Below are 16388 nucleotides of genomic sequence, written 5' to 3' on the forward strand. Positions count from 1 at the left end.
TTGAGCGCTGGGAAAGCAGCCGGTGTCGACCGAGTCCCGGACGACGCCTTCCCGCTGTCCGCAGCTCAGCGCGGCATGTGGTTCGCTCAACAAGCTCTGGGCGACGTACCCGTCACCATCGCCCAGTACATCGAGGTGGACGGACACCTCGATCTGGACGCACTCGTCGCTGCGTCCCGTATGGCGGGCAAAGAGTTCGGATCGGGGTATCTGCGCATCCTCGATGTGGACGGCTTGCCATACCAGATGGTCGATCGAACCATCGACGACACCATCCGCGTTCGGGATTTCCGCGACCGGGAGAATCCCGCGGCCGCCGCCGAGGAGTGGATGAGAGCGGAGTGCAGCGAGCCGGTCGATCTTCTGAACTCGCGGCTCGTCGTCCTGTGGTTGTTGCGTCTCGCCGACGACCGATACTTCTGGTTCGCACGTATTCATCACGTGGCCCTCGACGGGTACGGCGCCATGGCAATGATCACCCGCATCGCGGAGATCTACACCGCGTCGGTCTCGGGCGCCGAGATCCCGCCGGCGAAGGCGCTCGACGTCCGGACGGTCTTCGAGGACGAGGCCAGGTACCGCGAGTCCTCACGATTCGAGAAGGATCGCGAGTACTGGGCCACGCGGACTGCGGACATGCCTGCCCCCGTGTCCCTGGCCGGACGGACCGCACCCGTGACAGGTCCGGCGCGCGTCGCGTCGGCGGCCCTGTCGCAGTCGCTCTCGGACGCCGTGGACGCCGCGGTGAACGAGCTCCAGACGGCGCAGGCCCCGCTGATCATCGCTGCATTCGCCGCCTATCTCGCGCGGATGTCGGACACCGACGAGGTCGTGCTGAGTCTCCCCGTGTCGGCACGCACCACGGCACAGCTCCGTAATTCCGGCGGTATGACCTCCAACATCGTTCCGCTGCGACTCTCGGTGGAGCGATCCGTCACGGTGGCCGAGCTCACTCAGAATGCTCAACTGGAGTTGACCGGCGCGTTGCGTCGGCAGCGCTATCGGCACGAGGACATGCGCCGCGACGCCGGGAGCGGTACCGGTGACCGTGGTCTGTTCGGCCCGTCCGTGAACATCATGCTGTTCCACCCCGTCATCACTCTCGGGGACGCCACCGGTCGGTTGCACGTGCTCACCACGGGACCCGTGGAAGACCTTGCCGTCAACATCTATGCGGGCGTCGCCGGCTCGTCCACGAACATCGACTTCGAGGCCAACCCCGGTTTGTACTCCGAGGACGACCTTCGACGACAGCATGCGCGGTTCTTCCGATTCTTCGAAGAGTTCGCCACGTCGGACGCGACGCGGCGTGTGTCTGACCTGCCGCTCACGGAGGACGCCGAGCAGCGTCTGACCGTCGTCGATTTCAACGACACGGCCCTCGACCTTCGCCCCGGCACGGTGATCGATCGTTTCCGGAATCAGGTGGCCGCACGACCGGATGCGGTCGCGCTCGAATTCGAGGGTGACTCGCTGACGTTCTCCGAATTCGGCGACAGGGTGGGACGCGTCGCCCGACATCTGGTCGCCATGGGGGTCGGACCGGAAGTACGGGTCGCCGTGGCGATGCGCCGCTCGCTCGACCTCGTGGTCGGTATCTACGCGATTCTCGAAGCGGGCGGCGCCTACGTGCCGGTGGACCCGGACCACCCGACGGCTCGCACCGCATACGTGCTGGGATCCGCGGATGTACGGTGCGTTCTGACGACCTCGGCCGACGGAATCGTGCTCCCCGACGAGGTCGTCCTTCCGGCCGACGCAGTGGTCGAGATCGACGAACTGGATCCGTCGATCGATGGATCCGGGCTGGAGCCCGCGGACCGGATCGGTGAGATTCATCCCGCCACGACGGCGTACGTCATCTACACCTCCGGCTCGACCGGACGCCCCAAGGGCGTTGCAGTGCAGCACGAGTCGGTCGTCAACCAGATCGAGTGGTTGTTCGACACCTACGGTCGGGTCGACGACGCAGGCGTGTCCGCAGATGTGGTTCTACAGAAGACGCCGGTCACGTTCGACGTGTCCGTGTGGGAGATCTTCGCTCCCACCCGGGGTGCGAGACTGGTCGTGGCACGTCCTGACGGACACCGGGATCCGGCGTATCTCGCCGACGTGATCGAGCAGAACGCGGTCACTGCCACCTCGTTCGTGCCGTCGATGTTGACACTCTTCGTCGATCAGATCGAGCCGGGCCGGTGCGAATCCCTCCGAACGGTACTCGTCGCCGGAGAAGCCTTCGCTCCGCGGCTGGTGGAGAAGTGGCGAGTATTCGGGCGACCGGACGCCATCCACAATCTCTACGGACCCACCGAGTTCACCGTGCACGCATCGGCATCCACGGTGTCCGAGGTGCCGCGGATCTCGGTGCCCATCGGTTCCCCCGTCGCCAACTCGCGCGCGTACGTTCTCGACCACCTGCTGCGTCCACGACCCATCGGTGCCGCTGGTGAGCTGTATCTGGCCGGGCGGCAACTCGCACGTGGGTACGCGGATCGGCAGGACCTGACGTCCGAGCGTTTCGTGGCCGATCCGTTCTGCGGCGACGGTGAGCGCATGTACCGAACCGGGGACCTCGTTCGGTGGAACCCGGACGGTCAGCTGGATTACCTGGGACGCACGGACTTCCAGGTGAAGATTCGTGGTCAACGCATCGAGTTGGGAGAAATCGAGGCCACCCTGCTCCAGCACGGCGCCGTCCGCGAGGCGGTCGTCGTCGTACACAACGGTGACAAGGGTCAGCGTCTGGTGGCCTACGTCGTACCGGTGCAGGACAAGCAGGTCGACCTGGCCGCGGTCATTGATCTGGTGTCCGGAGTCCTGCCCGCCTACATGGTCCCCGACGCGATCACGGTGATCGACTCGATGCCGCTGAATCCCAGCGGCAAACTCGATCGGCGCGCTCTACCCGATCCCGTGTTCCGTGACACTTCCACGGCGTACCGCGCACCGACGAACTCGACGGAACAGCGCATTGCAGCGCTGTTCGCGGATGTTCTCGGGGTGGCGGCGGTAGGCGTCGACGATTCGTTCTTCGCCCTCGGCGGCGACAGCATCATGTCGATCCAGCTGGTCGCCCGAGCGAAGGCCGCGGGTCTGCGCATCACTCCTCGCGACGTGTTCGAGGCCAAGACCGTGTCTCGGTTGGCCGAGGTGGTCGCCGCCGACGTCGAGGTGGAGGTGTTGCGGGAGCTGCCGGGCGGTGGAGTCGGCACGGTGCCACTGACCCCGGTGATCTCGTGGATGACCGAGAGTTCGGCGCTCACCGCATCGTTTGCACAGTCCATCGTCGTCGACCTGCCACCGAACGCCGCTCGTGAGGGCGAACCGTCCGACCGCGTGATCGCGACACTGGCGGCCGTGTGGGATCACCACGACGCGCTGCGGTCCCGCTTGACGGCGGATGCCGACGGATGGTCGCTCGAGATCATGCCGGCAGGGTCGGTGGACGTTGCCTCGATGATGGTGCACCGAACCTCGACCGCGATGCCGGGATCAGCGGATCACGATGCCGTTCTCGCAGCGATCGCGGACGAGGCCCTGTCCCGACTCGATCCCTCCGTCGGACGGAACGCCGCCTTCGTGTGGCTCGAGTCGGACGATCGCGACCGTCTCCTGATCGTGTTGCACCACCTCGTCGTGGACGGAGTGTCCTGGCGCATTCTGCTGCCGGACCTGGCGACCGCGTGGGCTCAGCTCTCGGCGGGACAGCCGGCGGCGCTGCAACCCACCGGAACGTCGTTCCGCCGGTGGGCGCATGCGTTGCAGGAGTGGGGAGCTCGGGAGGAAACCGCCGCCCAGCAGGACTACTGGCGGACGGTGCTCGGAGCGTCGGACGATCGTCTCGTCGGTCGGCCGCTCGACGATGTCATCGACACGGTGAGCACCCTCGAGCGTGTGGAGGTGTCGGCGCCCTACCCGGTCACCTACGCGATGCTCATCACGGTGCCGACGACATTCCGAGGCGGTGTCAACGACGGTCTCCTCACGGCGCTGGCACTTGCCGTCACGAAGTGGCAGCGCCGGCGCGGGTCGGCGGCTCGGCCGTTCACGGTCAACCTCGAGAGCCACGGGCGCGACGAGGATCTGGTCGCCGGGGCAGACCTGTCTCGGACCGTCGGGTGGTTCACCTCCATGTACCCGGTCCGGTTGGACGTCGCCGACGTGGATCTCGACGACGCGCTGAGCGGCGGTGGCGCTGCGGGCGTCGCCGTCAAGGCAGTGAAGGAACAACTGTCCGGCGTGCCCGACCACGGCATCGGATTCGGATTGCTTCGTCATGCAGGGGCCGGCGACGTTCTCGGCGACCTCCCGGCGCCCTCCGTCAGCTTCAACTATCTCGGCCGTGTCGGCACCGCAGATGTGCCCGACGACGTTCGCGCCGGCGGATGGTTCCCCGACGCCGATCATGCTGCGCTGCAAGGTCTACGCGGGAACGATGTTCCGGTGCGTTTCGCGCTGGACATCAACGCGATGGTGGTCGACGGTGATCACGGGCCCTCGTTGCGGACGGCTTTCGAGTTCCCGTCGGGCATGTTCGAACGCGCCGACATCGAAGAATTGGCGCAGTTGTGGTCGACCGCTCTGAGTGCGCTGGCATCTCATTCGGCAGCTCCCGACGCGGGTGGTCTGACCCCGTCGGACGTCGAGTTGGTGACAGTCGATCAGACGATCATCGAGTCTCTCGAATCCAGATATCCGGGGCTGGAAGACATCTGGTCGCTCGCTCCGTTGCAGGCGGGGTTGCTCTTCCATTCCGCGCTGGCCGGTGATTCACCGGACGTCTACTCGACCCAGGTCGTGCTCGAGCTCGGCGGCCGACTCGACACTGCGCGGCTTCATGCGGCAGCGGACGCGTTGGTCGGCCGCCACCCCAACCTCCGTGCGGCGTTCGTGGTGGACGACGACGGGACGCCACTGCAGGTGGTCGTCGACGACGCCGTCGCGGCGTGGTCGGAGATCGACCTCACCGTCGATGCGGCCACCACGGCCGACGAGCGTTCGAGGAAGGCTCGCGAGGCCGTGCTGGCCGAACGCACCGTCCGATTCGACATGACTGCGCCCCCGTTGCTGCGTTTCCTCCTGGTACGCAGCGAGCCGGACCGCTACGTGTTCGCGATGACCAACCATCACATCCTCCTCGACGGGTGGTCACTGCCCATCGTCGTACAGGACGTGCTGTCGCTTTACGTGACCGGCGACGCGGCGTCTCTGCCGCGCGCTCGCCCCTACCGCGACTACCTGTCCTGGCTCTCAGCTCAGGACGACCGTGCGTCTCTCGCGGCGTGGGCGGCGGCTCTCGAGGGGATCGACGAACCGACGTCCCTGGTGCCCGCCGGATCGAACGGCGCAGGGGATGCAGTTCCGGACGAGTACACCGTCATGGTCCCAGCCGAGGTCGCGGCGCGCCTGGGTGCCTTTGCTCGCGACCACGGGGTCACGCTGAACACCGTGCTCCAGGCGTCCTGGGGAATCGTGTTGGCGCGCTCGACAGGTCGTGACGACGTCGTGTTCGGCACGACGGTTTCCGGACGTCCGCCCCAGGTTCCGGGTATCGAATCGATGCTCGGTCTCTTCATCAACACGCTTCCCGTTCGCGTGCGCATGCAACGCGGGGACGATGTCGCCACGCTTCTGGATCGACTTCAGCGTGAGCAGACGTCGCTCCTGGACCACCACTACGTCGGGTTGACCGACATCCAGCAGCGGGTAGGGCTCGGGCCGCTGTTCGACACCCTGATGGTCTACGAGTCCTACCCCCTCGACCGTGAAGCCTTGACCCGCGAAGCGGAGTTCGACGGCCTGAAGGTCCTGGGCGTGGAGTCCGGCGATGCCACCCACTACCCGCTCACCGTCATAGCGGTCGCCGATCCGGACCTTCGCCTGATCGCGAAGTTCCGGCCGGACCTGTTGGGCGAGGACCGCGTTCGAGCCATCATGGACGGGTTCCTGGGTGTGCTGACGATGTTGGGAGCGGACACCGCGCGCCTGGTGGACGACATCGACATCGTGCCGGCCGCGGAACTCGAGGAAGTGTCCGCGGTGTCGGGGCTCCCCGCGCTCGAACCACGCCTGCTCGCCGACCTGTTCGCCGACGCCGTACGCGCGAATCCGGACGGTACTGCCGTCGCAGCGGACGCCGAGTCCATCACCTACCGGGACCTCGACCGTCGGTCCAACGCACTCGCGCGGGAGCTGCTGACGCGGGGAGTCGCTCCTGAAACGATTGTTGCGCTGGCTATTCCGCGTTCCATCGAGTACTTCGTCGGATTGTGGGCGGTGGCGAAGACCGGCGCCGCGTACCTGCCGATCGATGCCCGCTATCCCGGCGACCGCATCAGGCACATGGTCACCGACTCGGCTGCAGTGCTCGGCCTGACCGCCGTGTCGACCGAAAGTCTGCTCGCCGAGACCTTGCCGTCGGAGACCGAGTGGTTCTGTATCGACACCGACCGGTCGACGGCACTCCTGTCGGCACACCGACACGATGCGCTCGAACCGTCCGAACTTGCGGGAAGGCCCTCCGCCGACTCGGCGGCGTACATGATCTACACGTCGGGCACCACCGGGAAGCCCAAGGGCGTAACGGCGATACACCGCGGACTGGTCAACCTCACCGCGCAGGTCACCACCGACTACGACGTCGTGTCCTCGTCGCGGGTCATGGCGTTCGCGTCACCGAGCTTCGACGCGTCGGTCCTCGAGCTCGTGATGGCGATCGGAGCGGCAGCGACCCTCGTCGTCGCACCGACCGATGTGTACGGCGGTGAGGAACTCGAAGCCTTCCTGCGTCGGCACGCGGTGACGCACGGCTTCGTCACGCCGGCTGCTCTGGCAACCGTCGACCCCTCTGCCGTACCGAGTTTCGACCGCGTCGTCGTCGGTGGTGAGGCGGTCCCGACGGAGCTCGTACAGAGGTGGGCTCCGGGGCGCAGGCTGTTCAACGGGTACGGCCCGACGGAGACGACCGTGCTGTCCAACACGATCGAGTTGGTCGTGGACAGACCTGTCGCCATCGGCCCGCCGATGCGCGGTATCCGTGCCGCGGTACTCGACGGTCGTCTGCGGCCGGTCGGTGTGGGGGTTTCCGGAGATCTGTATCTGGCCGGAGCGTCGGTCACGCGCGGCTATCACGACCGCCGGGGACTCACCTCGGAACGGTTCGTGGCAGACCCGACGGCAGGGATGCCGGGTGCTCGGATGTATCGCACCGGCGACGTTGCGCGTTGGGTTCGCGTCGATGGGCGTCTCTGCGTGGAATACGTGGGACGCAGCGACTTCCAGATCAAGATCCGTGGTTTCCGAGTGGAACTGGGCGAGATCGACGCGGCTGTCTCGTCTCACGGTGACGTCGAGTTCGCGGTCACCTCGGGTGTCGTGATGCCCTCCGGGCTGACGATGCTGGTGTCATACGTTCTGCCTCGGGCAGGGTCCGCACTGGCGGCCGACCCGTCCGCTCCCGACACGATCCGAACTCATGTGGCCGCTGCGGTGCCGTCTCACATGGTGCCGGGGTCCATCGTGATGCTCGATCATGTTCCGCTGACACCGTCGGGCAAGCTGGACCGGCGAGCACTTCCGGTTCCGGATCTCACCACGACCGAGTCGACGATGCCCTCGGGTGACACCGAGGTGGCTCTCTCGTCGGTCTTCGCGGAGGTTCTGGGCCTCGACGCCGTCGGCGCACGGGACTCCTTCTTCGACCTGGGAGGCAACTCCCTCGTTGCCACCAAGGTGGTGGCGCGGGTCAATGCGTTGTCGATGGGACGACGCATCGGCGTTCGGGACGTCTTCGAGAGCCCGACAGTGGCCGGTCTCGCATCGGTGGTGAACTCGGCGTCGGCCGACGCGACCGAGTCGCAGGACAGCGGGCCCACGGCGGAACCGCGACCCGATCGTGTTCCGCTGTCTCTCGCCCAGCAGTCGATGTGGTTGCTCAACTCCTTCGACAAGACGTCCGCGGCGTACAACATCGTGTTGCCGGTGCGTCTGACCGGATCGTTGGACGTGTCGGCCCTGACCGCCGCGCTCGTCGACGTCACCCGTCGTCACGAAGTGCTCCGGACCCGGTATCCCGACTCGGACGACGGCCCGCGCCAGGACGTTCGAGACGTCTCCGAGGTCGCGATCGACCTGACTCCGGTTCCCACCGGCGGTGACGACGCGGAAGCCGCTCTGCTCGCTGCGATCGTCGACTTCGTGTCCGTCGGTTTCGATGTCACACTCGCGCCGCCGGTGCGTGCGCGACTGTTCCGGGCCGCGCCGGACGATCACGTGCTCGTGGTCGTCGTGCATCACATCGCCGCGGACGGAGCGTCGATGGCGGCCCTCGCGCGCGATGTCATGGTGGCCTACACCGCCCGGATCGCCGGTGCGGAACCCGGATGGCAGCCGCTTCCCGTCCAGTACGCCGATGTCGCGATCTGGCAGCGGCGGGTGCTGGGCGAGACGGGCGACCCGGATTCCCTCGCGTTCCGTCAACTGGAGTTCTGGCGTCGGACTCTCGCCGGCAGTCCCGAGGTGATCGAGCTACCGACGGACCGACCGCGGCCCGCGCGGAGGTCGAGCGCCGGTGACTTCGTGCCGGTCTCGATCACTGCCGACGTCGTGGACGGCTTGAACGCCGTCGCCCGGCAGCAGCAGGGCACGTTGTTCATGGTCGTGCACGCCGCGCTCGCCGTGATGCTGGCGCGGATCACGGGCACCGACGACATCACGATCGGAACGCCGGTCGCCGGGCGAACTGCCGGGCCGGCGGAAGATCTCGTCGGGATGTTCGTCAATACCGTCGTCCTCAGGTCGTCGGTGGATCAGTCCGCTCCGTTCAGCGAACTCCTGGGTCGCGTCCGGGAGGCCGATCTCGATGCCTTCGCGCACGCCGACATCCCGTTCGAGTCGTTGGTGCGCGAACTCGGCGTCCCACGATCCACCGCACACACACCGTTGTTCCAGACCATGCTCTCGTTCCAGAACAACGCTCCGGTGCGCGTCGAACTACCCGATCTGACGGTCTCGGTCTCGACCGACCTGGCGGACGGTGCGAAGTTCGATCTGTTGGTCACGCTGGAACCCACCGAGGGTGCCGACGGGCGAACCACCCTGCAAGGGCGGATCACGTTCGCGACCGACCTGTTCGATCGAGACTCCGTGACTCGCTTCGCATCCTGGTTCGAACGTATCGTGTCCGCGGTCGCTGCCGATCCCGCGTCGGTGGCGGGGGACATCGACCTGGACGGCGAAGACACCACCATCATCAGTCACGAAAGGCCTTCGGTGTCACCAGCTCTACCTTCTCGTCGAATGACCGTGCGGAACCTCCCCGCGTTGCTGGCGGCAGCCGCCGAGGTGGATCCGAATCGGATTGCAGCATCGTTCGACGGGATGTCGGTCACCTACGCCCAGTTCCACGAGCGTCTACAGATGCTCTCGGGACCGATGACCGCGCGCGGAATGGGACCCGACGCGATCGCCTCCGTCGTGCTCACCGGGCTCCTGCCCACGCTGATGGCAGCGCCCCCCGACGCGGACGGCTCGGACGCTTTCGGGCGTGTACTCGATCAGGTGGTCGAGGATGCCCATCAGCTCGTCGGTGACATCGACGTACCGGAACCGGTCGTCCACGAGGTTCACGACGTCCCTGCGGCATCCTCGGAATCCGCGGACACGACGTCCGTGGTCGGGCTGTGGTCGGCGGCGGTCGCGCGCGACGGTGCCGCACCAGCTGTGCGCTCGGGTGAACTGACCCTGTCGCGAACGGAACTGGACGTGCGCGCGACGCGTCTCGCGCACGCGCTGTCGGCCGTCGGCGCGGGACGCGACACGGTCGTCGCGCTGGCGCTGCCCAGGTCCGTCGAGTGGATCGTCGGGATGCTGGCGTGCTGGAAGGCCGGGGCGGCGTACCTCCCGGTCGACCCTGCCGCACCCGTCGAACGCACGGCTCGCGTGTTGTCGGACGTCGGTGCGATCGCCGTCGTCGTGACCGACGATCTGACCGACGTCGGGCTCCCCTCGGTATCGGTGTCGATCGCCCTGGACGACGATGCGGACAGTTCGGAACTCTCCGATCCGTGGTCGGCAACCGCTGCGGACTCGGCGCTCGCCTACGTGATCACCACGTCCGGATCCACGGGCCGTCCGAAACCGACGCTGGTCCCCATGGTTGGTGCGCGGAACACCTACGCCTGGTATCGGCAGGCTCTGGGGTTCCGCGACGGTTCGACTGCGCTCGTGGCCTCGTCGCCTAGGTTCGATCTCACGCAGAAGAACATCTGGGCGCCGCTGTCCAGCGGCGGAGTGGTCCATCTCGTGGACGAAGGTTTCGATCCCGCCGCCATCCTGGCCGTCGTGTCCGCGGGTGGTGTCGATGTCCTGAATCTTGCTCCGAGTGCCTTCGAGGCGCTCGTGGACTCGGACACGGACGGTGTACTGACGCGTGTGCGGGCCGTCGTGCTCGGCGGAGAGCCGATCCGGCCGGCGGTGTATCGAACCCTCATGGGTTCGGATGTCGTGCTGCTCAACTCGTACGGCCCCACCGAGGCCTCCGACGTGACGTCGGCCTTCGTGATGGACACGACGGGTCCGGTGGCACCGGAAGCGGCTCGCGTCCCGATCGGTTCCCCGATCGAGAATGTCGTGTACGAGGTGCTCGACTCCCGCCTGCGGCCCGTGCCGCGCGGAGTGGTCGGCGAGCTCTACATCGGTGGAATCGCTGTCGGTCGCGGTTACGGCGGAATGACGGCTCAGACGGCGACGCGTTTCGTCGCGGGCCCTCGCGGCACCCGCCTCTACCGCACCGGAGACCTGGTGCGTCTGTCGGGAAACGGCGACATCCTGTACGTGGGTCGATCGGACTTCCAGGTGAAGATCCGCGGTCTGCGCGTCGAACTGGGTGAGATCGAGAGCGCGTTGGCGAGTCACGACGACGTGGCCCAAGCGGTGGTGTCCCTGCAGCGTGACGATGCGGCCGTCGATCGATTGGTGGCCCATCTCGTCGCCGTGCCCGGCCGCAGCATCGATGTTGCTGCGGTCATCGACATGAGCCGGAAGATACTGCCGGACTACATGATTCCGGTTGCTGCGACGGTCCTGGACGCCTTGCCGCTGAACGCGAGCGGAAAGCTCGATCGCAAGGCTCTCCCCGCTGTGACCGTCGGCTCCGCCGAGGACGCGGACCACGTTCCGCCGAGCACCCCCGGCGAAGAGATCGTGGCCGGCGTGTTCGCCGAACTACTGAACCTTCCGCGTGTCAGCGTCGTCGATTCGTTCTTCGAACTGGGCGGCGATTCCCTGATCGCCACCCGCGTGGTCGCGAGGGTCAACGCCGCTCTGGGTGCCGCAGTGACGATGCCCGACATCTTCGAGTCCCCGACGGTGCGCAGCCTGGCGACTCGGGCCGAGGAGTCCCGCGGTGCCACACCGCGACCGCCGTTGGTCGCGGCGCCGCGCACCTCCGAGGCGGGTGAGCCGGCTCTCCTGCCGCTGTCCCTCGCGCAGCAGCGCATGTGGATCATCAACAGGTTCGACCCCGAGTCGGTGGGCTACAACATCCCGCTCACTCTCGGACTCTCCGGGGATCTGGACACCGACAGCGTGTGCGAAGCACTCCGTGACGTGGTGGCACGGCAGGAAGTACTGCGAACAGTCTTCCCGGACACCGACAATGGACCCGTGCAGCGTGTGCTGCCCATCAGCGACGTCGAACTGCCGATCGACGTGATCAGCGTGGACGAGGCCGAGGCCGAGTCGGTCGTCCGGGCGTTCGCCTCCCAGCCCTTCGACGTGACGACGGAGATTCCCGTCCGGGCGCGGATCGTCCGCACCTCTCCGACGGAGCATCTGCTCGTCTTCGTCGCCCACCACATCGCCTCGGACGGCGCATCGCTGCTGCCGCTCGTCACCGACCTGGTGCAGGCCTACACGGCGCGTGCCGCGGGTGGCTCCCACGAAGTACAGCCGCTCGCGGTGAACTACGGGGACTACGCCGTGTGGCAACGCGAGCTGCTCGGGTCGGCGGACGATCCGGAGTCGCTGTGGTCCGAGCAGACCAGCTACTGGACCTCCGCCCTGGCCGGCATCCCGGACGTCGGCGAGCTGCCGCTCGACCGCCCGCGCGGAACTACCCGAACCGGTGTCGGAAGCGCAGTGTCGTTCGAGATCGACGCCGACCTGCACCAGGGCGTCGCGCAACTCGCGCGCCGTCACGGCGTCTCTCGATTCATGGTGATCCACGCAGCAGTGGCAGTGCTGCTCTCGCGTATGGGCGGCGGTGACGACATCGTCGTCGGCACTCCGGTGGCCGGGCGCGGAGAGCCTGCGCTCGAGGCGATCGTCGGCATGTTCGTCAACACCCTCGCGCTACGTACCCCGATCGGACAGGACAAGTCTGTCGCGGAGACGCTTGCCGCCGTGCGTGCGGCGGATCTGGCGGCGTTCGCACACAGTGACATTCCGTTCGAATCTCTCGTCGAGCAACTGCAGCACGCGCGTACCACGTCGTACTCTCCGCTGTTCCAGACGATCGTGTCCTACCACTCCGACTCGGAGCCCACGATCGCGCTGCCGGGACTCGACGTCACGCCCGGTGTCGTCGACGTGGAGTTCGCCAAATTCGATCTGGCCTTCGAGTTCTCCGAGAGGCTGGACGAGTCGGGCGCACCCGCAGGCATCGGGTGTCGGATCGGTCATGCCGTCGACATCTTCGACGCAGGCACGGTGGAGGCGTTGTCCCGGCGACTGCTCGCGGTGCTGCGTGGTTTCGTGGCGTCCGCCGACGACGTGGCGGTCGGGGACCTGCCGATCCTCGAGACGGACGAGGTCTCCGCGTTGTTCCCGGTGCGCGGCGCCGCCGTGGAACCCGCTGTCCTCCGCACGACACTTCTCGATCTCCTGGACGATGCCGTTCGCCGCAACCCCGACGGTGTCGCGATCCGCGTGGGTGAGCTTGAGGTGAGCTACGCGGAACTCGATGCTCGATCGAACCGTCTCGCGCGCACCCTGATCGCTCACGGAGTCGGGCCGGAAGTGCGTGTCGCCGTTGCTGTTCGCCGCTCCTACGAGTCGATCCTCGCCGAGTGGTCGGTCATCAAGGCCGGTGGCGCATTCGTGCCCGTCGACCCCAACCATCCCGCAGACCGGATCGAGCACATGCTCACCGATTCCGACGCCCTGCTGGGGTTGACGACCGCCGACAAACTCCTCTCTCTGCCGACGGTGAACACCGTCTCGTGGCTCGTCGTCGGAACTGACCCGTCCGGAACGGACAACCCGACGGACGTGCTGTCGGCGTCCGACGCAGCGATCACCGATGTCGAGCGTGGAGGTCGCGTCTCGACGCGCTCTGCCGCGTACGTGATCTATACGTCAGGCACCACAGGTCTGCCCAAGGGCGTCGTCATCACCCACAGTGGCCTCGCGAATCTTGCTGCCTTCCAGCGTGAGACCTACGGCGTGACGGCCGAGTCGCGAGTGTTGCATTTCGCGTCTCCCAGTTTCGACGCGTCTGTCCTCGAGCTCTTGATGATGGTCGGGGCAGGCGCGACGATGGTGATCGCCTCTCCGGACGTGTACGGCGGCGACGAACTGCACGCGCTCCTCACCGAGGAGCGTGTCACGCACATGTTCCTGACTCCGAGTGTTCTGGCATCCCTCGAACCCGCCGGCCTCGAGGATCTGGCCCACGTCGTGGCAGGCGGCGAAGCTGTGTCGCGCGACATCGTCGCGCGCTGGGCACCCGGCCGCGTACTGCACAACGCGTACGGTCCCACGGAGATCACCGTCGCCTCGAATGTGGCTGTGCTGCATCAGGACAGCCCTGTCGCGATCGGGCGCCCGATCGATGGTGTCGCGGCTCTCGTTCTCGACCGGCGGCTCCGTCCCGTTCCGGTCGGAGTAGCGGGCGATCTCTACATCGTCGGTCCCGGTGTCGCTCGTGGATACCTTGCCCGACGGTCGCTGACGGCATCACGGTTCGTCGCCGATCCGTCGGCCGCTGGTTCGCTGATGTACCGCACCGGCGATCTGGTCCGCTGGGTGAGGACAGAGCGAGGTCTGGAGGCGTCGTACGTCGGGCGTTCCGACAACCAGGTGAAGATCCGCGGTTTCCGCGTCGAGTTGGGTGAGATCGACGCGGTTCTGACCGCACACGACGACGTGTCGTTCGCAGTCACGATCGGCCGGAAGGCACCCTCCGGGGACACCGTTCTGGTGTCGTACATCAGGGCGGCCGACGGCGCGACACCGGACGTCTCCCTGGTGCGCGAGCATGCGGCAGGGTTCCTTCCGCCGTACATGGTGCCGTCGTCGATCATGGTGATCGACAGCGTCCCGCTGACACCTGTCGGCAAGCTCGATACCCGCGCATTGCCGGAACCCGAGTACTTCCACCACGCGTCGAGTGACCGGCTGCCCGCAACGGCGGTCGAGCACATGGTCGCCGAGGTCTTCGCCGACATTCTCGGCGTGGACCACGTGGGCGCGGACGATTCGTTCTTCGACATCGGTGGCAATTCCCTCGGTGCGACCAGGGTCGTCGCCCGCCTCAACTCCGCGCTGGGCGCACGTGTCGGCGTGCGGCAGATCTTCGAGAGTCCGACCGTGGCCGGTCTCGCTCGTCGTTTCGCAGACGAGGCAGGCACGGGAGGGCGTCCTCCCCTGGTGGCTCGACCACGGCCGCAGACGGTGCCCCTCTCGCTCGCGCAGCAGCGCATGTGGTTCGTCAACCGGCTCGACCCCGACTCCGCCGTGTACAACATCCCTCTGGGTCTCCGGCTGACCGGTGAGACCGATGTCGAGGCGCTGCGCGCGGCCCTCGTCGATGTACTCGAGCGGCACGAGTCGCTTCGCACTCGTTTCCCCGATTCGGTCGACGGTCCCTCGCAGGTGATCCTCGATCCGTCCGAGATGGAGACGACTCTCGACGTGGTCTCGGTGTCCGACGAGGACGATCTGCATCGGCAGATCCTGACCGCGGCGACCGCTGGTTTCGATGTCACCGCGGCGCCGCCGATCCGCGTCCATCTCTTCCGTCTCGCCCCTACCGTCCACGTGTTGTTGCTGGTGGTGCACCACATCTCAGCGGACGGGTCGTCCATGGCGCCGCTGGCGTCCGACCTGGTGCGGGCATACGCAGCTCGGGTCGAGGGGAGCGCTCCGGACTGGCAGCCGCTGCCGATCCAGTACGCCGACTTCACGCTGTGGCAGCGCGCCGTTCTGGGCGTCGAGGAAGACCGCGAATCCGTGACGGCCGCGCAGGCTGCCTACTGGCGTACGACGCTGTCGGGGATGCCCGAGCTGCTCGAGTTCCCGCTCGACCGCCCGCGCCCCGCGGTCCGCTCCATCGAGGGCGGCGTCGTTCGCGTGCGCGTGCCCTCCGACATGCAGATCGCTCTCACGGCACTCGCACGCGAGACGGACACGACGATGTTCATGGTCGTGCACGCTGCATTCGCGGTACTGCTGTCACGGTTGGCCGGAACGGACGACGTCGCTGTCGCGACGCCTACCGCGGGCCGCGGTGAGGAAGCGCTGGACGGACTCGTCGGCATGTTCGTCAACACGCTGGCGCTCCGGACGCGGGTGTACGCGGATGCTGCGTTCGACGATGTCCTGGCAGCCGTTCGGGCGACAGATCTCGGGGCCTTCGAGAACGCCGATCTCCCGTTCGAACGCGTGGTGGAGATGCTGTCCCCGGTCCGATCGAAGTCGGTCTCTCCGCTGGTCCAGGTGCTCCTGACGTTCCAGAACGTGGAGTACCCCGTCATCGAATTGCCGGCGTTGACAGTGGAGGCCGTCGACGGCGGCCTGCGTGATGCCAAGTTCGATCTCGGCCTGGCGCTGCAGGAGGAATTCGACGACGACGGAGCGGCCGCGGGAATCACGGCCCACTTCACGTATGCGTCCGACATCCTCGACGAGGAGTCCGTGCAGACGCTGTCGAGCCGCTTCCTCGCGGTACTACGGGCGGTAACGGAAGACCGTCACGCCGTCGTCGGCGACATCGACATCCTGACCGATGCCGAACGCGGCGTGGTGCAGGCTCCCGCTCCGGAACTCGGTTCCGCGTTGACGGAGCTCGAGGGCCAGTCCCTCGTCGAGCTACTCGACACGGCTGCACGTGTGAACCCGGACGGCATCGCCATCTCGCATGGTGGCTCCGACGTCACTTTTTCTGCGCTGCAACAGAAATCGGCGGAATTGGCAGTCACGCTCGCCGCGGTGGGTGTCGGTCGCGAGGCGGCGGTCACCGTGGCGTTGTCGACGATGCTGCCGGGTCTCCTCGACGGAGATGCCGCTGTCGGATTCGCCGATCGCTTCTCGGCGATGCTCGCCTCCGCCATCGCGGAGTCGGCCGCGGCGCCGTCGACCGACCCGTCGACACTGGCGTCGATGTTCGT

At 67.0% G+C, this 16388-nt stretch carries 1 protein-coding gene (running past one end of the window); it reads left to right on the forward strand.

Going from position 1 to position 16388, the window contains the following annotated elements; genetic code table 11:
- Positions 1-16388 carry the 5' end (the start) of a non-ribosomal peptide synthase/polyketide synthase gene (locus HQ325_RS14160; protein WP_261778172.1) on the forward strand. Its footprint extends 17533 nt past the window's final position, so 16388 of the gene's 33921 nt are visible here — the first part of the coding sequence; its start codon is at positions 1-3; its stop codon lies off the right edge, out of view.

The organism is Rhodococcus sp. BP-349, from assembly GCF_019835845.1.
Classification (GTDB): Bacteria; Actinomycetota; Actinomycetes; order Mycobacteriales; family Mycobacteriaceae; genus Rhodococcoides.